This window comes from Nonomuraea ferruginea, assembly GCF_039540635.1.
GTDB classification, from domain to species: domain Bacteria; phylum Actinomycetota; class Actinomycetes; order Streptosporangiales; family Streptosporangiaceae; genus Nonomuraea; species Nonomuraea ferruginea.
The window spans coordinates 426,226-443,993 of sequence record NZ_BAABFD010000004.1 but is presented as its reverse complement, the minus strand read 5'-3'; the positions used below and the strand labels follow the sequence as shown (position 1 = coordinate 443,993).

Sequence of the window (17,768 nt, the reverse complement as noted above, 5' to 3'; positions counted from 1 at the left end):
CATGACCAGAAAAGAAAGGGACAAGGGCGGTTACTCCGAGGAGGCCGGCTACATGGCCGGTCGCGACGACGAGTACGCCGTCACGGCAGGCTCCGACGAGAAGGCCGTGGCCGCCCGCACCGACGAGATCGAGGGCCACGAGGAGGTCGTCGCCGGTCCCAGCCCGCACCCGATGCCGCCCGGCGCGCGTGGCGACCAGGGCCACGGCGGCGATCCGGGCTTCCGCGTGCGAGGTCCGGTGGACGAGGCCAGGGAGGGCGAGGTCGAGGACGACGGCGAGAACCTCGCCGAGCGCGTGCCGGCCGGCGGCCACCTGAGCGGCGACACCGAATGGGTCGACTCCGACCTCGCCGAGGACCCGGACGCCGGCTCCGGCCGCACCGACGCGGATGACGGCGACTACCTGCCGGGCGAGGGCACCGGCCGGCCTTACTGACACGTACCGAACGAGGGAACGGTGGCATGGAGCAGCAGCGAGGCAGCGACAAGCACAGCCCCCGCATGGACGAGGAGCAGAAGCACGACAGCCGGTCGGAGGAGCACCAGCGGCCCGAGCCGACGGGCGACGCGCCGGGCGAGGAGAGGCTCTCCGCGCCGCGCGCGCAGGAGCCCGGCTCTCCGGAGGGCATGACCGCCGAGGAGGTGGACAGCCGCAGCAACCTGGCCCGCTGGGTCAGCGGCGTGCACGCCTTCCCGGCGGACAAGAAGGAGCTGGTGGAGCGGGCCCAGGAGCAGTTCGCGCCGGACGCGGTGCTGTCCGCGCTGCGGTCGCTGCCGGACCGCAGCTACGAGAACATGAACGAGGTGGCCGAGCAGCTCGGCATCGCCGGGCGGGGCCAGTTCGACTGACGGCAGGGACCGACCATGAAGGCTCCGCCCTCGCCCCGCGTCGCGCGTCCGGTGCTGTACCACCGCTGGTCCAGCATGACCTTCCTGCACTGGCGCTACCCGGCGGAGACGGTCCGGCCGCTGGTGCCCGGCCATCTCACGGTCGAGACGTTCGATGGCAGCGCCTGGGTGGGGATGACGCCGTTCCTCATGGAGGACGTGCGGGCGCCGGGTCTGCCCAGGCTGCCGTGGGTGTCGCGGTTCCCGGAGACCAACCTGCGCACCTACGTGCGTGACGAGCACGGGCGCGGCGGGATCTGGTTCCTGTCGCTCGACGCCGGGCGGCTGCCCGCCGTGCTGGGCGGCCGGGCCGGCTACTGGCTGCCGTACCACTGGTCTGACATGTCGGTACGGGTCGACGCCGGTCGATGGCGTTACCGGTGCCGCAGGATCTGGCCGGGGCCGCGGGGCGCCCGCTGCCACGCCGAGTCCAAGGTCGGCCTGGTGCTGTCGGAGCGCGAGCGGGACGAGACGGCGCACTTCCTGACGGCCAGGTTCAGGCTGTTCTCGCAGGTCGCGGGGCGGCCCGTCACCGCCGAGGTGGAGCACCCGCCCTGGCCGCTGCACCGCGCGGGACTGCTGGACCTGGACGAGACGCTGCGGCGCGCGGCGGGCCTGCCCGACACCGATGACGAGCCCCTCGTGCACGCCTCCCCCGGCGTGCCGGTCCGCATCGGCATGTGGAAGCCGCTCTGAGTCAGGCCGTGATCCGGTCCCAGGCCGGGATCGGCAGGACGATCACGGAGGCGGGGAACAGGCCGTGCTCCTCCTTGTCGATGTGCTCGTGCAGCCGCTTCACCGCGCCGAGCACCCGGTCCCAGTCGGGGTCCGCCCGATCGACGGCGGCGAGCACGCCGTGGATCTCCGCGTGCTCCCCGCACAGCCGGTCGACCTCCCCGGCCAGGGTGCCCTCCTCGCGCAGCTCGGCGAACAGGCCCCGCTCCTCCTCCGCGGTGTGCGGCAGGAGCAGGGCGAGCAGGTCGTCGAGCAGGTCGCGCGCCTCGGCGTAGGCGGCCCGGTCGACGGCCATGCGCAGCGTGCGGGCGACCTCCCCGATCTCCACGTGCTCCGCCGAGAGCCGTCCGATCAGCGGGAAGTCGCGGCATCCGCAGTAGTTGCACATGCCTCCAGTCTCACCGCCGGGCGCCGGGCCGGGCAGGGACCTTGGTCCCGGGTCAGGCGGCCGGAAGCCACAGGTCGGGGCCGAAGACCTCGTAGTGGAGGTCACGCGGCGCCACCCCGGCGCCGATCAGGCGCTCCCGCGCGTCCCGCATGAACTCGAGCGGGCCGCACAGGTAGGCGACCGCGTTCTCCGGGACGTCCACCCCGGTCAGGTCGATCCGGCCGGCCCGGCCGCCGGGGCCGTGCTCGTACCAGAAGACCCGGTCGGCGCCGGGCAGCGCGTCCGCCAGCTCCTCCATGTCGCGGCGGAGCGCGTGGTGCGCGGCCGAGCGGTCGGCGTGCAGCAGCAGGACGCGGCGCCGGTCGGCGGTGAGCGCCAGGTGCTGGAGCATCGCGGTGATGGGGGTGCAGCCGATCCCGGCGGAGGCGAGCACCAGCGGCCGGTCGCCGTCGCCGAGCGCGACGTCGCCGAACGGCGCCGACAGGGTCAGCTCGTCGCCGGGCCTGGCGGTGGCGTGCAGCAGGTTCGACACCTCGCCGTCGGGTGCGCCCTCGCCGCGCACCCGCTTGACGGTGATGCGGCGCTGCCCGCCCTCGCCGAAGCCGGAGATCGTGTACTGCCGGAGCTGCCGGACCCCGTCGGGCATGCGCACCCGGACGCTGACGTACTGCCCCGGCAGGGCCGGCTGGACGGGCTCGTCGCCCACGGGAGCCAGCACGAGCGACATGACGTCGGCCGTCTCCTCCCGCCGGTCGGCGACCCGCCAGGGGCGCCAGGTGCGGCCGTCGCGCGCGCCGGCCTCGGCGTAGATGCGGGCCTCCATGGCGATCAGCGCGCCGGCCATCAGCCAGTAGACCTCGTCCCAGGCGGCGGCGACCCCGGGCGTGACGGCGTCGCCGAGCACCTCGGCGATGGCGCCGAAGAGGTACTTGTGGACGATCACGTACTGGTCCTCGGTGATGCCGACGGCGGCGTGCTTGTGCGCGATGCGGGCCAGCAGGGCGTCGGGGCGCTCGTCCGGGTGCTCCAGGAGCGCGGCGGCGAAGCCGGCGATGGACCCGGCGAGCGCCCTGCGCTGTTCGCCGCTGCGCTGGTTGCCCCGGTTGAACAGGCCGTCGAGCAGTTCGGGACGGTCGGCGAACATCGTCTCGTAGAACCTGGTGGTGATCGTGTCCAGCGCCTCGCCGACGACGGGCAGCGTGGCGCGGACGACGGCCGCGCTCTCCGCGGAAAGCATGGGGGAACCTCCCAGATAATTGGAATCTGAGATGCATATTAAGTGGGCGGTCCTCCGGTCCCTCATTCGGGCGGGGCGGTCAGCGACAGCAGCACCGGCCCGGCGGGCGCCGCCACCAGCGAGGCGATCGTGATCTCGTCGAGCGAGGCGTAGAAGGCCTCCTGCGCCTCGCGGAGCGCGGCCCGCAGCCGGCAGGCGGCGCGCAGCGGGCACGGCATCAGCGCGTCCTCGCAGCCCACCACCTCGCCGTCGCCCTCCAGGCCGCGCACGACGGACCCCACCGACGCGCCGCGCCCCAGCTCCGTGAGCTGCAGCCCGCCGCCGCGCCCGCGCCGGGCCTCCACCAGCCCCATCTCGCTCAGCCGCGCCACCGCCTTGGCGGCATGCGTGTACGGGACGGCGAGCACGTCGGAGATGGCCCGCGTCGTCATCAGCTCGTCGCCCCGCTCCACGGCCAGGCGCATCACGATCCGCAGCGAGATGTCGGTGAAAGCGGTCAGGCGCATGGCCCACAGGTTAGGCCGTCCCCACCCGCGCTCCCGTCAGGATCCGGTCGATCACGTCGGCCGCCGAGTGGTCCCGCGGCAGTTCGGCCAGGAAGCCGGTGTCCTGGCCCAGCGTGAGCAGGGGCGGCTCGGCGTAGCCGTCGGGACGGTGCTGACCGAGCCCGATGGCCGCGAGCAGCCCGTTGCACAGGCAGCGCCGCTCCTCGGCCTCCTCCGCCGGGCGGCCCTTGCGCACGTAGACGTCGACCGGCTCCGCCGCGCACCGGTAGCCGATCGCGCCGTCCGCCTTCTCGTACGGGGTGCGCAGGTAACCGAGATCGCACAGGCGCGGGCGATCGGCGTAGACCACCGGGTCGGCGAGCGTGCCGGGCAGATCGGCGACCTTGAAGGGGAAGCCGGTCGGCGAGGCCAGCGGGTCGTTGCGCACCCGGAGCGTGCCGTCGGCGGCGCCCCGCAGCAGGCGGTCCCGCAGCGCCGGGTCCAGGCCCGACTCCCGGCAGAGCGCGAAGGCCGAGCCCACCTGGATGCCGTTCGCGCCCGCGGCCAGCGCCCCGGCCAGGCCGTCGGCGGTGCCGTAGCCTCCGGCGAGCCAGAACGGCAGCCCGATCGCGGCCACCTTGGCGACGTCCACCTCGTCGCGCGGCCCGTACACCGGCTCGCCCGCCTCGTCGAGCGTCATCCGGCCGCGCGGCGGCGCGCTGTGGCCGCCCGCCACCGGCGACTCCAGCACGAACCCGTCGGGCCTGGTGCGCGGCGTACGGGCCAGGTAGGCGGCCAGCACGTGCGAGGACACGATCGCGAGCAGCCGGGGCCGCGGCAGCGGCGGGAGCGTCCGCCCGAACAGCCGGTTCGGCTCGACCGCGACCGGCCGCCGGTCGCCGTCCGCCACGGTGACGGCCACCTCGCCCCGGCGGTGCGCGGCCAGCTCGTCCAGCAGGTGCGGGATCTCCGCCGGGATGCCGGCGCCGACCAGCACGTAGTCGACCCCGGCCAGCATCGCGCCGTAGACGGCGGCGGGCGTGGCCATCTGGATCTTCTCCAGGTAGTTGACGCCGACCAGTCCGTCGTGCCCCTCCTTGGCCAGGTACACCTCGGCGAAGTTGGCCACCACGGTCAGCTCGTCCAGCGCGCGGCTCTGCCGCAGGCCCAGCCGGGGCACGGGCCGGTACGGCGTGCCCTCGGGGATGCCGCCCGGCACGAAGTAGCGCCGCAGCACCCGCGCGGCCACCTCGGGCACCGGGAAGGCGGCCAGCGCCCGGCGCAGGTCTCCGCCGGGATCGCCCCGCTGCAGCCGCCGGGCCAGGGTGAGGTCCAGGGCCGTCCCCGACACCACGCCCAGCTGCCCGGCGCGGGACACCGCCCGCGCCAGCCGCCATCCTGACACTCCCACGCCCATGCCGCCCTGGATCAGGACGGGCGGGGCGTCGTGCACACTCCTGCCCATGGTGGCCAGTGCAGCACGCGGGCCGGGTGGTGCTGTAGGGGCCAAAGTCCTTCCCGCCGGTGACCCCCGCCCCTACCGAGGGACCGCCACCGGCCGATGTCATGCTGGCAGGCCCTCGCACCGTTGGAGGAGTGACCGCTCGTGACCGCACGCATCAAGGCCGGGCTCCCGCCGCCCTACGACGGGATGTACACGGCCTACGCCACCGCCCTGGCCGGCGCCCGGCTCGCCGAATCCAGCAAGTCCCGCTACCTCACCCGGGTGCGCGCCTTCCTGACCTGGACCGCGGACGCCTCCGCCCGCGGCGTGCTGGGCCACGACCCGCTCGGCGACATGTCCGCCGCCATCCGCGCCGCGCACGGCTACCACCGCCATCTCAGGGACGGCGGGTACGCGCCCGCGACGATCGACGGCGTGCTGGCGGCGGTCGACGACTTCTACGGCCGCCACGGCATCGGCGCCACGGGCGCCCGCCGCGAACGCTCCCGCGCCTAGTCCGGGAAGTCGAGGACCAGGTACTCGTACTCGGCCGGGCCGGTCAGGTCGAACCGCTTGTCGCCGTCACGGTCGATGAAGATCGACAGATGGAGGCCGCCCTTCCACTCGGCGGCCGGGGTCGTGGCGTCCCCCTTCTGGATGGTCGAGAACAGGACCTTGTCCGTGGTGTCCGAGTGCTCGGCGAGCCGGTCGCCGACCAGGTAGTTGTGGGCCTCCTCGTTCAGGTAGAGCGTGCCCGACCCGTGCTCGTAGTCGGCGATGCCGGTGCCGGGGCTGTAGCAGGTGTGGTCCTCGACCTTGGTGTCCCGCTCGATGCGGAAGACCGAGTCGTCGGTCCAGGCGCAGATCTGGGCGGCGGTGTCCTTCGGGAGCTTCGGCAGGCGCAGCTCGAACGGCTCCGCCTTCATGGAGACGGTGCTGATCTCCTTGTCCTCGTCGGTGAACGCCATCGTGCTCGCCGCGCCGCCCTGCCATACCTCGATGCCCAGGCGGGGCGAGCGGGCGATCTGGTTCTCGACCGGTGAGGGGCTGCCGGAGGCCGCCGACCCGCCGGGGCTCGGGGTGGGGGTGGGGGTCGCCGGGCGGTCCAGGTTGAGCACGAGCGTCACGGCCACGGTGGCCACCGTCACGGCCGCGGCGACGAGCGACGCGCCGATGGCCATCCCGGCACGCCTGCGGCCGGGCTCGGTGGTGGGCGACCCGGTCGGCCCGGACCCCCACGGGGTGTTCACGTACCCGGGCTGGGGCGTGGAACCGGGCGGGGGCGTGGAACCGGGCGGGGGAAGCGGCACCGGCGGGCCGCTCGGCGGCGGGAGGGATCCCGGCCTGGCCGTCGGGAAGGCTTCCTGGCGCTTGTCCATCAGGCCGAGCAGCGTCTGCTGGGCCGTCGGCCGCCGGGCCGGGTCCTTGACCAGGCAGGCGGCCACGTACTCGCGCAGCCGTCCCGACAGCCTCCCCAGGTCGGGCTCGCCGTTGAGTATCCGGTTGATCACGGCGGGCATCGGCTCCTGCCCGAACGGCGGGCGCCCGTTGGCCGCGAACGCGATCGTGCACGCCCAGGCGAACATGTCGAGCGGTGCCCCCGCCGGATGCCCCGCCAGCTGCTCGGGCGACATGTACGCGGGAGTGCCGACGATCCCGCTGGCCGGAGCGGCGGTGCCCTCGAACGGCCGGGCGATGCCGAAGTCGATCACCCGTGGGCCGTCGGCGGCCAGCAGCACGTTGCCGGGCTTGAAGTCGCGGTGCACGATGCCCGCCGCGTGGATGGCGCCCAGGGCCGTCGCGGTGGCCACGGCCAGCCGGTCCAGGTCGGTGCCGGTCAGCACGCCGCGGTCGCGCACGGCCTCGTGCAGGGACGGGCCTTCCACGTACTCGCTGATCACGTACGGCGGGTCGGACTCGGGGTCGGCGGCGAGCACCCGCGCGGTGCAGAACGGCGCGACCCGCTGGAGCGCGGCCAGCTCGCGGTGGAAGTAGCGCCGGGCGTCGGTGTCGTTGCCGAAGTCGGCATGCAGGAGCTTGACCGCCACCTGCTGCCCGGAGTCCGACTCGCCGAGGAACACCACCCCTTGCCCGCCCTCGCCGAGGCGCCCCCGCAGCGCGTAGCCGGCGATCTGGGTGGGGTCGTTGGCGCGGAGGGGACGGATGCCGCTGATCGAAGGCATGCCGTCGATTGTGCCGGACGAGGCGATCGTCCGGCTTGCAGGCTGCTTGACGACGGCCTCCGGCAGAGGTTATCTTCGGAACGAATATAAAGGAAACTTTACTAATAGTTTCCTGGACGCGCGACTCCCATCCCACCCCCCTGTTCACCCCTCCAACCGGATGTCGGAGCATCATGAAACACAGAGTCCTGGCCATCCTTGCCGCGTTACTCATGCCGCTCACCGTGCTGGTCGCCGTGCCGGCGACGGCCTCCGCCTCCTCCTCGGGCATGTCCGCGCTCGCCGAGTGGGCGCCGTGGACCTCGTACACGACAGGCACCCGGATCACCTATCAGGGCGTCGAGTACGAGTGCCGTCAGAGTCACACGTCGCAGCCCGGCTGGGAGCCGCCGAACGTGCCGGCGCTGTGGCTGCCGACCGGCGGCCAAGGCGGTGACACCCAGGCCCCGTCGGTGCCGGGCAACCTGCGCTCCACCGGCGTCACCAGCACCAGCGTCTCCCTCGCCTGGAACGCCTCCACCGACAACGTCGGCGTCACCGGCTACGAGGTCTACCGAGGCTCCACCCTCGTCACCACCGTCACCGGCACCACCCACACCGACACCGGCCTGAACGCCGACACCAGCTACACCTACACCGTCCGCGCCCGCGACGCCGCCGGCAACCGCTCCGCCGCCAGCGCCGCCGTCACCGCCAGAACCTCCACCGGAGGCGGCGGAGGCGGGGACAAGGTCCTCGGCTACTTCGTCAACTGGGGCGTCTACCAGCGGAACTACCACGTCAAGAACATCGACACCAGCGGCTCGGCGGCCAAGCTCACGCACATCAACTACGCCTTCGCCGACGCGCGGAACGGCGGCTGCGCGCTGACCGACACCTACGCCGACTACGACCGCTTCTACAGCGCGGCCGAGAGCGTGGACGGCGTCGCCGACACCTGGGACACCGGAGCCCTGCGCGGCAACTTCAACCAGCTGCGCAAGCTCAAGCAGAAGCACCCGCACATCAAGGTGCTGCTCTCGGTCGGCGGCTGGACCCTGTCCGGCGGCTTCGGCCAGGCGGCCCGGAACCCGGCCGCGTTCGCCGAGTCCTGCTACCGCCTGGTCGAGGACCCGCGCTGGGCGGACGTCTTCGACGGCATCGACATCGACTGGGAGTACCCGAACGCCTGCGGCCTGACCTGCGACACCAGCGGCCCGGCCGCGTTCCGGAACCTGATGCAGGCGCTGCGCGCCCGGTTCGGCTCCGGCAACCTGGTGACCGCCGCCATCACCGCCGACGGCACCAACGGCGGCAAGATCGACGCCGCCGACTACGCGGGCGCCGCCCAGTACGTCGACTGGTACAACGTCATGACCTACGACTACTTCGGCGCCTTCGCGGCGCAGGGCCCGACCGCCCCGCACTCGCCGCTCACCTCCTACAACGGGATCCCGACGGCCGGGTTCTACTCCGACGCCGCGATCCAGAAGCTGAAGAGCAAGGGCATCCCGTCGAGCAAGCTGCTGCTCGGCATCGGCTTCTACGGCCGCGGCTGGACCGGCGTCTCCCAGGCCGCCCCCGGCGGCACCGCCTCCGGCGCGGCTCCGGGCACCTACGAGGCGGGCATCGAGGACTACAAGGTGCTCAAGACCCGCTGCCCCGCCACCGGCACCGTCGCGGGCACCGCGTACGCGCACTGCGGCAACCAGTGGTGGAGCTACGACACGCCGGCCACGATCGGCGGCAAGATGGGCTACTCGAAGAACCAGGGCCTCGGCGGCGCGTTCTTCTGGGAGCTCAGCGGTGACACGACCAACGGGGAACTGATCACCGCGATGCGGAACGGCCTGCGCTGACCCGCTGACAGGTGAAGGGCCGGCCCCGCGATCCGGGGCCGGCCCTTTCACGTCCGCCGGTAACCGCGCACGTGATCGACGGTGAACTCCTTCGGGTACGGGCCGCTTTCGGGCCCGGGGAACTCGTAGACGTTGAGCATGAGCTGCATCGGATAGGCCGGTGACTGGCGGACCGTCCTGATGTGCTCGCCGTCCACGAAGAAGGACACGCGGTCAGGCGTCCACTCCGCCGCGTAGGTGTGGAAGTCGCGGGCGTCGATGGGCAGCGTCTCGCGGGTGAAGTCGTCGGTGATGGCGGGGTCGCCGAACGGGTGCACGCCCATGCCGACGCCCGTCGAGTCCGGGCCGACGTCGCGGCCGAAGATCTCGCAGACGCAGATCTCGGCCGAGCGCTCCGGAGCGTCCTCGTATCCGATCATCCAGAGCGCGCACATGGCGCGCGGGTCGTCGGTGACCTTGGCCCGCATCTCGATCAGCCCGTAATGAGGGGTGTAGAGGCGGACGTTCGCCTGGGCCTCGCGGACCACGGCGGCGCCGCGCCCGTGCTGGCCGACCGAGCTGCCGACCGGGCCCGCGAACACGCCGGTCTGCAGCGACGAAACACGTAGGCCGCCCTCCAGCTCGGGGCTCCACGGCGGCTGGTCCTCCTCGATCAGCAGCCGCAGCCGCCCGCCGCCGGTGCGGTAACGGGCCGGCGAGCGGTCGCCGGTGGTCCACTGCGGCAGGTAGCGCGCCACCCACCTGCGCGCGTCCAGCTCGTCGTCGTCGAAGGTGTCTTCGAACTCCAGCTCGTACCCGTCCTCACGCACCAGCACACGGTACGTCAGCGGACCGACATATCAGTGCCGGAGGCCCACCGCCTGAACTTGATCGGGCTGCGCGGCGCCACGGGCTCCAGGTCGATCACCCGGGCGTCCTCAGGGACGTGCCGCAGGTCGTGGGTGATCATGATGGTGGTACGGCCCGTCATCAGCCGGCGCAGCGGCTCCATCACGCGGGCGACCGTGGCCTCGTCCAGCCCGGTCATGGGCTCGTCCAGCACCAGCACCGGGGCGTCGCGCAGGATCGCCCTGGCGATCGCCAGCCGCTGCCGCTGGCCGCCCGACAGCAGCCGGCCGCGCTGGCCCACCGCGCTGTCGTAGCCGTGCGGCAGGCTTCGTACGAAGTCGTGCACCCCGGCCAGCACGGCCGCCTTGATCACCTCGTCGGTCGAGGCGTCCGGCCGCCCGTAGGCGATGTTGTCGCGTACCGACCCCGAGAACAGCAGCGTCTCCTGGTGCAGGATCGTGATGTTGTCGCGCAGCGACTCCGTGGTCAGATCCCGGATGTCCGAACCGTCCAGCAGCACGCGCCCGGACTCCGGGTCGTAGAACCGCAGCAGCAGCTTGGCCAGCGTCGACTTGCCCGCGCCGCTCGGCCCGGTGAACACGACCAGTTCGCCGGGCTCGACGGCGAACGAGAGGTCCACCAGCGTGGGCCGCCTGCGACCCGGATAGGTGAAGGTGACGCCGTCGAACGCGATCCGCCCGCGGCTGCGGCCCGGCAGCGGCTTCGCGTCCTCCCGGTCGGTCACCGCGGGCCGCACCTTGAGCACCTCGATGACCCGGTCGGAACCGGCGGCCGCCTCCGACACGGTGAGCGCGATCTCCCCCAGGTTCTGCACCGCCGGGTAGAGCATGGCCAGGTACGCGGCGAAGGCCAGCAGCCCGCCGAGCGTGAGCCGGCCCGTGGTGATCTCCCAGGCGCCCACGCCGAGTATGACGATCAGGCAGACGGTCTCCAGCACCTGCATCAGCGGCCCGTACACGCCCGAGAGCCACGCCTGCCGCAGGTTCGCGTACAGCCAGCGGCGTCCCGCGCGGTGCAGCCGCCGCGATTCGGTCTCCTCACGGTTGTACGCGTGCACCAGCGCCTGGTTGGCCAGGCCCTCCTCGATGACGCTGTTCATGTCGCCGTTGCTGGCCCGCTCGCTGGCAGAGGCCGTCCGGAACCGGGACGCGAACACCTTCGAGGCGATCAGGAAGGCCGGGAACAGCGCGATCGTGATCAGCGCCAGGTCCCAGCGGATGAGGAACGCCGCCCCCGCGAAGAAGATGGCACTCGTCACCGTCGTCAGCAGCTTGACCAGCCCCGAGCCCATCAGCTCCTGGATGGCCGCGATGTCGTCGGTCAGCCGCGCCATCAGGTCGCCCAGGCGGCGGTTCTCGGCGAAGTCCGGCGACAGCTTCTGCAGGTGCGCGAACACCCGGTCACGCAGCCGCAGCAGGAACCGCTCGGCTCCCACCGCCGTCGCGTACGCGCCCCCGATCGACGCCACGGCGGCCACGGCCGCCAGCCCCAGCCAGGCGAACGCCGGCGTCCAGAACGACGTCATGTCGCGAGTGGCGAGCACCTCGTCGGTGATGTAGCCGAACAACCGGATCGCGGCCACCTCACAGAGGGAGGCCAGCACCGCGAAGAGCACCCCGGCTGCGAAGAACCACCGCAGCCCACGGGTATCGGGCCAGAATTCACGAAATGTCCGGCGCAACGTCACCGTCGGCGCCAGCATCCCCCGCTCGCCCCGATCGGAGAACTGGAGGGAGAGCCGACGGGTAACCCGCCGGCCCTCCCGACTTTCCACTACCAACACCACCACCTACGGCAGCATCGGTTGCAGCGACAGCCGCCGCAGCACCTACGCCTTCTGCAGCAGCCTCGCCTTCCGCATCCACTCGTCAGAGCCATTTCTGCCTCCCCCGATCGGATTCGAACCGTCTTTTTCGGACGGTAGCACCGATATACCCAGGAATCCCCCCAAACACATCTGTCGAAAGAGACTTTGACTTCTCTCCGGCATCAGGAATAGTCGTGCTCTATTCCCGGCAAATCCTTCACAAAAGTCGTCCAGTTCGCCTACATACGATCTTGAAAGACCGGAAATTCCCGACCTCGATTTCCGGGACACCACTTCTCAGGCCCTTCAAGGCACGCCATGCCTGTGGACAAACATGCCGCCGGTCAAGGATCACCCTCGCTCCGGCCGAGAACCCGTCACCCCAAACCGGACACGGTGCCACGCGAGCATGGAACTGCGCAGAGTAGCGCATCGGCAACAGAACGAGTTCGTCTCCCCGGCCCTCAGCTTGATTCCTGTTGGCCCACGGAAAGCGCGTCCGTGTTCCGTGCCGCCAGCACCGTCACCGCCGCCAGCCCCGCCAGCCCCGCCCCCGCCACGTAAGGCAGCGCCACTCCCGCGTCGAACAGCACCCCCGCGCCCGCCGGTCCCACGATCCTGGCGAAGGCGCTCGCCGACTGGCCGGCGCCCAGGCGGGCGCCGCGGCGGTCCGGTGGGCCCGCCGCCGCGAGGAGGCTGGCCACGGTGGGGGTGACCAGGCCGTTCCCGGCCGACAGGACGCACACGGCCAGCACGCACAGCCAGGCGGGGCCCGCGGGGACGACCGGCAGGCAGGCCGCCATCACCACCGCCCCGGCCGCCGCCACCCTGGCGTCGCCCCACCGTCTGGCCAGCAGCGTGACCGGCCCCGCCTGGACGGCCGCCATGGAGAGGCCGGCGGCGGCCATGGCCAGGCCGATCGCCTCGGGCCCCCAGCCGTACCTGTCTCTGCCGAGGAAGGCGAGCGTGGTCTCCATGCCGACGAACGCCGCCATGGTCAGGAAACCCGTCCCGGACAGGAGCAGCACGCCGGTTCCCGGCGGGCCGGTGCGGCCGGGGGCCCGCCGGCGTCCGGGCGGCTCGGGGAGCAGGAGCCAGGCCGCGACCAGGTTGGCGGCGGCGAGCGCCGCGGCGGCGTACGCGGATGCCTGGAAGCCCCATGGGGCGAGGACCGCACCCAGCGCGGGGCCGGCCACGAACGCGGTGCCGATGGCCATGCCGAGCCGCGCCATCGCGGCCGTGCGGCGTTCCTCCGGCACGGCGTCGGCGAGGTATGCCTGGGCGACCGAGATGCTGCCGCCGAAGGCCCCGGCCAGCGCCCTGGCGGCGATGAGCCAGCCCAGCGACGTGGCCGCGCCGGACAGGGCCAGCGACAGGGCGGAGCCGGCGAGCGCCAGCAGCAGGACGGGGCGCCGCCCGTACAGGTCGGAGAGCCGGCCGAGCAGGGGCGCGGCCAGGAACTGCGCGACGGAGTAGGCCGTCACCGTGAACCCGTACAGGATGCCGGTGGCGCCCAGGTCGGCGGCGAAGAACGGCAGCGACGGCAGGATCACCGTGAACCCCAGCAGGTCGATGAAGACCGTCAGGACGATCACGAGCTGGACCGGCCGCCGCATCGGCACTCCAAGGAGGTGGGTCTCTGTTCGGCGTGTCATGCTACAAGCCGTCGTGGCCGGTCCCCGTGACAGGACTGAGGCGGCCGATACGCTGGCGGCCCCTTCTTACGGGTGATAGACAGCGATATGCCGGGACAAAGGAGCAGGCCGCCGTCCGGCCGGGTCGGGTGGCCGTGACATGGACGGTCCTGAACAACCGATGGAGCCCTCGCAGAACTACTTCGACCGCCTGGCCGACCTCGACGCGCGGCTGGGGCGGGTTCGCGGCGATCACGCGCTGGCGCTGGAACGGGCCGCCGGGATCCTCGCCGGGCGCACGTCGTGCCGCATCGCCGAGGCGCACGCGTACCTGCGCGGGCTCGCCGCCGACCAGGGGCGCGACGTGTCCGAGCTGGCCGCCGAGGTGGTGGCGGCGTTGGAGGGGCACTCCGATGAGGGGCCCGAGCGGCTGCGCGCCACCGTGGCGTCGGCGCTGCGGCCGCTGCGGCAGGCGCCGCAGACGGGCGACTGGGCGCGCATCGCCCAGCAGGTCCTGGACGGCGTGGCCGGCAACCACACGGTGCTGATGCCGGTACGCGCCGAGGACGGGAGCGTCGAGGACTACCTGTTCATGGCGGCGGGCCCGGAGCTCGTGGACATCTCGGGACGGCGCGGCTCGGAGATCGTCGGCCTGCGGCTCAGCGAGGTCTACCCCACGCTCGTGGGCGGCCCCGTGTGGGACGCGTGGGAGCGGTGTCTCGCCGACGGGATGCCGCGCCAGGTCGGCCCCATCCCGTACGTGAGCGTGGCGGCGCGGGCGCCGGCCGAGATGACCATCTCGGTGCAGATCAGGCCGGTGGGCCCCGGTGTGATCAACAGCTGGGTCAGGCACGACGTGCAGAGCCAGCTGGAGGGGCGCGCGGCGCAGACCGAGCGGCTGGGCAACCTCGGGTGGGGCGAGTGGGACCTGGTCACCGGCGAGGTGGACTGGTCGCCTGGCCTCTACCGCGTGTACGAGCGCGACCCCGCGAGCGGTCCGCTGCCCCGCGACGTGCTCGACACCCTCACGGTCGAGGAGGACATGCCGCTGCGGGCGCAGGCGGCCGAGGACTTCAGCAGGGGCAAGACCATCGACCTCACCTACCGGGTCAGGATCGGCGGCCGGGTCAAACACCTGCGCATGGTCGCCGACGCGGTGCGCGACGCCGAGGGCCGGCCGGCCAAGATCTTCGGCGTCATCCAGGACGTCACCGCGCGCGAGACCACCCGGGCCAAGCTGTCCAAGGTCGAGCAGGAGCTGCGCGAGCACCAGCGGAACCTGGAGGCCGAGCACCGGCTCGCCGTCACCCTCCAGCAGATCGTGCTGCCCATCCCGACCGAGCCGATCGACCTGCCGCGGCTGCGGGTGGCGGTCCGCTACCTGCCCGCCGTGCAGGCGGAGCGGGTCGGCGGCGACTGGTATCACGCGGCGCAGGCGGGCGACGGCAGCGTGGTGCTCGCCATCGGCGACGTCGCGGGTCACGGGGTGCGCGCGGCGGCCTGCATGGCGCAGCTCCGGCACGCGCTGGCGGCACTGGCCGTCACCACCACGAGCGAACCGGCCGAGCTGCTCGGCCACCTCAACCGCCTGCTGTACATGGGAGGCACCGGGACGAGCACGGCCACCGCCGTGGTGGCCCGCTACCTGCCGGAGACCGGCGAGCTGCGCTGGGCGCAGGCCGGGCACCCGCCGCCGCTGCACAGCCGGGGCGGGCACACCATCGAGCTGGACCGCCCGGACGGCTCGGTGCTCGGCGCCGTGCCCGCCGCCGCCTACGGCACCGCCGCCGTCACCATCGCGCCGGGCGACCTGTTGCTGCTCTACACCGACGGCATGGTCGAGCGGCGGGACAAGACGCTGCGCGAGGGGCTCGCCCCCGTGATCGAGACCCTCGACAGGACCTTCACCCGGCGCAGCCGGCATCCGGTCGCCGACGTGATAGCCCAGCTTCCCGACGCCAACCCGGAAGACGACACCTGTGTGCTCGCCGCCCGCCGGCTGCCCCTCTCCCCGGAAGGCGCCCATGGCTGAGGAGCTGGAGACGCTGCTCAGCCGCGACTTCGATCTGGAGTCCCTGATCAGCCTGCGCCGGGAGGTGGAACGGCACAGCGAGGAGGAAGGGCTGGCCGGGCTGGCGCTGTACCGGTTCGTGGTGGCGGTCAACGAGATCACCACCAACTCCGTACGGCACGGCGGCGGGCACGGCCGGCTGACCCTGTGGAAGGGCGCCGACCGGCTCTACTGCGAGGTCACCGACCGGGGCCGCGGCCTGCCCCCCGGCCGGGAGCGGGCGCAGCCGCCGCCGTCCACCAGCGCCAACGGCCGGGGCCTGCTGCTGGCCAGGCACGGCGCCAGCCGGCTCAGCATCCACAGCGACGGCGACGGCACCAGCGTCATGCTGGAGGTCACGTACACCTGAGCGAGGGCTCCGCTAGGAGTCGCCGAGCGGTGCGTCGCCGTCGACCAGGTCGCACGGCGCCACGGGGCCGTCGGAGACCCGCGCCCAGATCGCCGCCACGACGTCGCCCGCCTCGGGGTTGTCGTTCACCGCGAACTCCAGCACGCCGGTCTGGCCGGGCTTGATCTGTGACGGGTCGATCTGGAAGCCGGTCGTCTCGACGGTGGGCGGGAAGACGGCGAGCGGGGCCTCCTCCTTCGACAGCCAGTTCTCGCCGCGCGGACGGGTGGCGCACTTCTTGCCGGCGGGCAGGTAGTCGACGACGAAGTCGTGGCCCATCCCCCTCAGCTCGGCCTCCAGGGCCTCGGGGTCCTTGGCCTCGTTGATGGTGATGGTCACGGTGCCGTCGGGGTTCTCGGCCACCGCGTACGCGGGGGCACTGCCGAACAGCAGCGGGAGCGCCACTGCGGCCGCGGCGGCGAGACCCAGCGCGGGGGCCAGCACGCCGGCGCGCGGCAGCTTGCGACGTGCCTTGGGCTGGTCCTGAAGAGAGGTCATCACGAACTCCTTGAGCAGTTGGTGACGGCCCTCGGGAAGGTCCCGTTCCTGCGGGAAGATGTTCATCGGGTGCTCTCCTTGACGGGCCGGACCGCGGTGCCGCGGTCACCATTCATCTGTCGTCGGGACAGGGCCAGTTCCAGCTTTTTCCTGGCCCGGGACAACCGGGATCTGACAGTGCCGATCGGGATGCCCAGCGCCTCGGCCGCCTCGGCGTAGTCGAGCCCGGCCCCCACGCACAGCAGCAGCACGTCCTGCTCGTGCTGGCGCATTCGGCCGATCGCCTCGCGCACCTCGGCCAGCCGCTCCTGGTCGGCGAGCTGACCGACCAGCTCGTCGGCGAAATCGGGGACGGCGTCGGCACGGGGCATCCTGGCCATGACGTCCTCGTGGCGCCGCCTGGTTCGCCGCAGGTTGCGCGTCACGTGGGTGGCCACCCCGAGCAGCCAGGGCCGCAGTGAGCCCCCGTCCGGTGTGAGCCGCTCCCGTGACCGCCACGCCTCCAGGAAGGTCAGCGACACCACGTCCTCGGCCACCGACCAGTCGCCGGTCAGCCGCCAGGCGTGGTTGTAGACGCTTCTGGCGTACTGGTCGAAAAGCTCCTCGAACGCTCGTTGATCGCCGTCCCGTATGCGGGTCCGCATCACATCCATACGCCGTACTGTCCGGCAATCCCGGACGAGTTCCCTGCCCGCTAGATCCGATCTAGCGGGTTTCTCGCGCCTCACAGGTGACGGCGGCGAGAGAGGAGAAGGCGATGCTGGGCGTCTCGGTGATCCTGGGCAGCACCCGGGACGGCCGCGCCTGCGACACGGTCGGCCGGTGGTTCGCCAGGCTGGCCCGCGGGCGCGCCGATGTCGCGGTCGAGGTGCTCGACCTGGCCGGGTACGCGTTCCCCGGCAGCTATCCGGGGACGGCGACCCCCGCCATGCGGGAGTTCACCGCGGCGGTGGGGAGCGCGGACGCGTTCGTGGTCGTCACCCCGGAGTACCACCGCAGCTTCCCCGCCCCGCTCAAGCAGGCGATCGACTACGCCTACGACGAGTGGCACGCCAAGCCGGTGGGCTTCGTCTCCTACGGCTGCGGCTCGACCGGTTTCTACGCCGTCGAGCAGCTCCGCACCGTCTTCGGCGCCCTGCACGCCGTCACCGTCCGCGACTGGGTCGGGCTCGACCTGCTCGCCGACGCCGACGGCGACGGGTGCCCCCGCGACACCGACGGCAGGCTCCGCGCCGTCGCCACCATGCTCGACCAGCTGACCTGGTGGGGCCGCGCGCTGCGGGACGCGCGCCTCGCCCATCCGTACGTCTCTTGAGAGGAAGC

The 17,768-nt window shown here is 72.5% G+C and carries 18 protein-coding genes; 8 read left to right on the top strand and 10 right to left on the bottom strand.

Annotated features, from left to right (window positions below; all coding sequences use genetic code 11):
- Nucleotide 1 precedes the first annotated feature (1 nt).
- The 3 genes from ABD999_RS10900 to ABD999_RS10890 are packed head-to-tail and all read left to right on the top strand — an operon-like array spanning nucleotide 2 to nucleotide 1,584.
- Nucleotides 2-436 (top strand): hypothetical protein, encoded by a 435-nt coding sequence (locus ABD999_RS10900; protein WP_271277359.1) that lies wholly within the window; start codon nucleotides 2-4, stop codon nucleotides 434-436.
- A gap of 26 nt (nucleotides 437-462) precedes the next feature.
- Entirely contained in the window at nucleotides 463-849 is a 387-nt protein-coding gene (locus ABD999_RS10895) for a DUF2795 domain-containing protein (protein ID WP_219542946.1), read from the top strand.
- Nucleotides 850-864: 15 nt separating this feature from the next.
- Nucleotides 865-1,584, top strand: a complete 720-nt coding sequence (locus ABD999_RS10890; RefSeq protein WP_271277358.1) for a YqjF family protein — start codon at nucleotides 865-867, stop codon at nucleotides 1,582-1,584.
- Between the two features lies 1 nt (nucleotide 1,585).
- Here the strand turns inward: ABD999_RS10890 and ABD999_RS10885 are convergent, their stop codons facing one another.
- The 4 genes from ABD999_RS10885 to ABD999_RS10870 all read right to left on the bottom strand — a co-directional run bounded on the left by ABD999_RS10885 (nucleotide 1,586) and on the right by ABD999_RS10870 (nucleotide 5,198).
- Nucleotides 1,586-2,011: a hemerythrin domain-containing protein gene (locus ABD999_RS10885; RefSeq protein ID WP_219542944.1), complete on the bottom strand. Its 426-nt coding sequence runs from the start codon at nucleotides 2,009-2,011 to the stop codon at nucleotides 1,586-1,588.
- Between the two features lie 52 nt (nucleotides 2,012-2,063).
- Nucleotides 2,064-3,248, bottom strand: coding sequence for a globin domain-containing protein (locus tag ABD999_RS10880; RefSeq protein ID WP_271277357.1), 1,185 nt, complete (start codon nucleotides 3,246-3,248; stop codon nucleotides 2,064-2,066).
- Between the two features lie 62 nt (nucleotides 3,249-3,310).
- The gene (locus ABD999_RS10875; RefSeq protein ID WP_219542942.1) at nucleotides 3,311-3,754 is read right to left on the bottom strand and encodes an RrF2 family transcriptional regulator; all 444 of its coding nucleotides are present in this window, start codon (nucleotides 3,752-3,754) and stop codon (nucleotides 3,311-3,313) included.
- A gap of 10 nt (nucleotides 3,755-3,764) precedes the next feature.
- Nucleotides 3,765-5,198 (bottom strand): nitronate monooxygenase, encoded by a 1,434-nt coding sequence (locus tag ABD999_RS10870; RefSeq protein WP_271277356.1) that lies wholly within the window; start codon nucleotides 5,196-5,198, stop codon nucleotides 3,765-3,767.
- A 141-nt stretch (nucleotides 5,199-5,339) separates the two neighbouring features.
- On the opposite strand from ABD999_RS10870, the gene ABD999_RS10865 reads away from it, so the two are divergent.
- The gene (locus ABD999_RS10865; RefSeq protein ID WP_148035382.1) at nucleotides 5,340-5,693 is read left to right on the top strand and encodes a hypothetical protein; all 354 of its coding nucleotides are present in this window, start codon (nucleotides 5,340-5,342) and stop codon (nucleotides 5,691-5,693) included.
- Here ABD999_RS10865 and ABD999_RS10860 read toward each other — a convergent pair.
- Nucleotides 5,690-7,360 (bottom strand): serine/threonine-protein kinase, encoded by a 1,671-nt coding sequence (locus tag ABD999_RS10860; RefSeq protein ID WP_271277355.1) that lies wholly within the window; start codon nucleotides 7,358-7,360, stop codon nucleotides 5,690-5,692. The two genes, ABD999_RS10865 and ABD999_RS10860, sit on opposite strands and share 4 nt — an antisense overlap.
- Nucleotides 7,361-7,533: 173 nt before the next feature.
- Between ABD999_RS10860 and ABD999_RS10855 the strand changes: the two genes are divergently transcribed.
- Nucleotides 7,534-9,198, top strand: a complete 1,665-nt coding sequence (locus ABD999_RS10855; RefSeq protein ID WP_345482660.1) for a glycosyl hydrolase family 18 protein — start codon at nucleotides 7,534-7,536, stop codon at nucleotides 9,196-9,198.
- Nucleotides 9,199-9,245: 47 nt separating this feature from the next.
- On the opposite strand, the gene ABD999_RS10850 is transcribed toward ABD999_RS10855, so the two are convergent.
- From ABD999_RS10850 to ABD999_RS10840, 3 genes are all read right to left on the bottom strand, one after another.
- Nucleotides 9,246-10,007 (bottom strand): glycoside hydrolase family 16 protein, encoded by a 762-nt coding sequence (locus tag ABD999_RS10850; RefSeq protein WP_187281494.1) that lies wholly within the window; start codon nucleotides 10,005-10,007, stop codon nucleotides 9,246-9,248.
- A 14-nt stretch (nucleotides 10,008-10,021) separates the two neighbouring features.
- Nucleotides 10,022-11,749, bottom strand: coding sequence for an ABC transporter ATP-binding protein (locus ABD999_RS10845; protein WP_219542937.1), 1,728 nt, complete (start codon nucleotides 11,747-11,749; stop codon nucleotides 10,022-10,024).
- A 569-nt stretch (nucleotides 11,750-12,318) separates the two neighbouring features.
- The gene (locus ABD999_RS10840) at nucleotides 12,319-13,470 is read right to left on the bottom strand and encodes an MFS transporter (protein WP_271277353.1); all 1,152 of its coding nucleotides are present in this window, start codon (nucleotides 13,468-13,470) and stop codon (nucleotides 12,319-12,321) included.
- A gap of 178 nt (nucleotides 13,471-13,648) precedes the next feature.
- On the opposite strand from ABD999_RS10840, the gene ABD999_RS10835 reads away from it, so the two are divergent.
- Entirely contained in the window at nucleotides 13,649-15,520 is a 1,872-nt protein-coding gene (locus ABD999_RS10835) for a SpoIIE family protein phosphatase (protein WP_271277352.1), read from the top strand.
- Nucleotides 15,513-15,908: an ATP-binding protein gene (locus tag ABD999_RS10830; RefSeq protein ID WP_219542935.1), complete on the top strand. Its 396-nt coding sequence runs from the start codon at nucleotides 15,513-15,515 to the stop codon at nucleotides 15,906-15,908. The genes ABD999_RS10835 and ABD999_RS10830 overlap by 8 nt, the downstream gene beginning before the upstream one ends.
- A gap of 12 nt (nucleotides 15,909-15,920) precedes the next feature.
- On the opposite strand, the gene ABD999_RS10825 is transcribed toward ABD999_RS10830, so the two are convergent.
- Nucleotides 15,921-16,511 carry a hypothetical protein gene (locus ABD999_RS10825; protein WP_271277351.1) on the bottom strand — a complete coding sequence of 197 codons (591 nt, stop codon included), beginning with the start codon at nucleotides 16,509-16,511 and terminating at the stop codon, nucleotides 15,921-15,923.
- Nucleotides 16,508-17,098: an RNA polymerase sigma factor gene (locus ABD999_RS10820; protein WP_271277350.1), complete on the bottom strand. Its 591-nt coding sequence runs from the start codon at nucleotides 17,096-17,098 to the stop codon at nucleotides 16,508-16,510. Before ABD999_RS10820 ends, ABD999_RS10825 begins: the two co-directional genes overlap by 4 nt.
- A gap of 104 nt (nucleotides 17,099-17,202) precedes the next feature.
- On the opposite strand from ABD999_RS10820, the gene ABD999_RS10815 reads away from it, so the two are divergent.
- Nucleotides 17,203-17,760: an NADPH-dependent FMN reductase gene (locus ABD999_RS10815; RefSeq protein WP_271277349.1), complete on the top strand. Its 558-nt coding sequence runs from the start codon at nucleotides 17,203-17,205 to the stop codon at nucleotides 17,758-17,760.
- Nucleotides 17,761-17,768 lie beyond the last annotated feature (8 nt).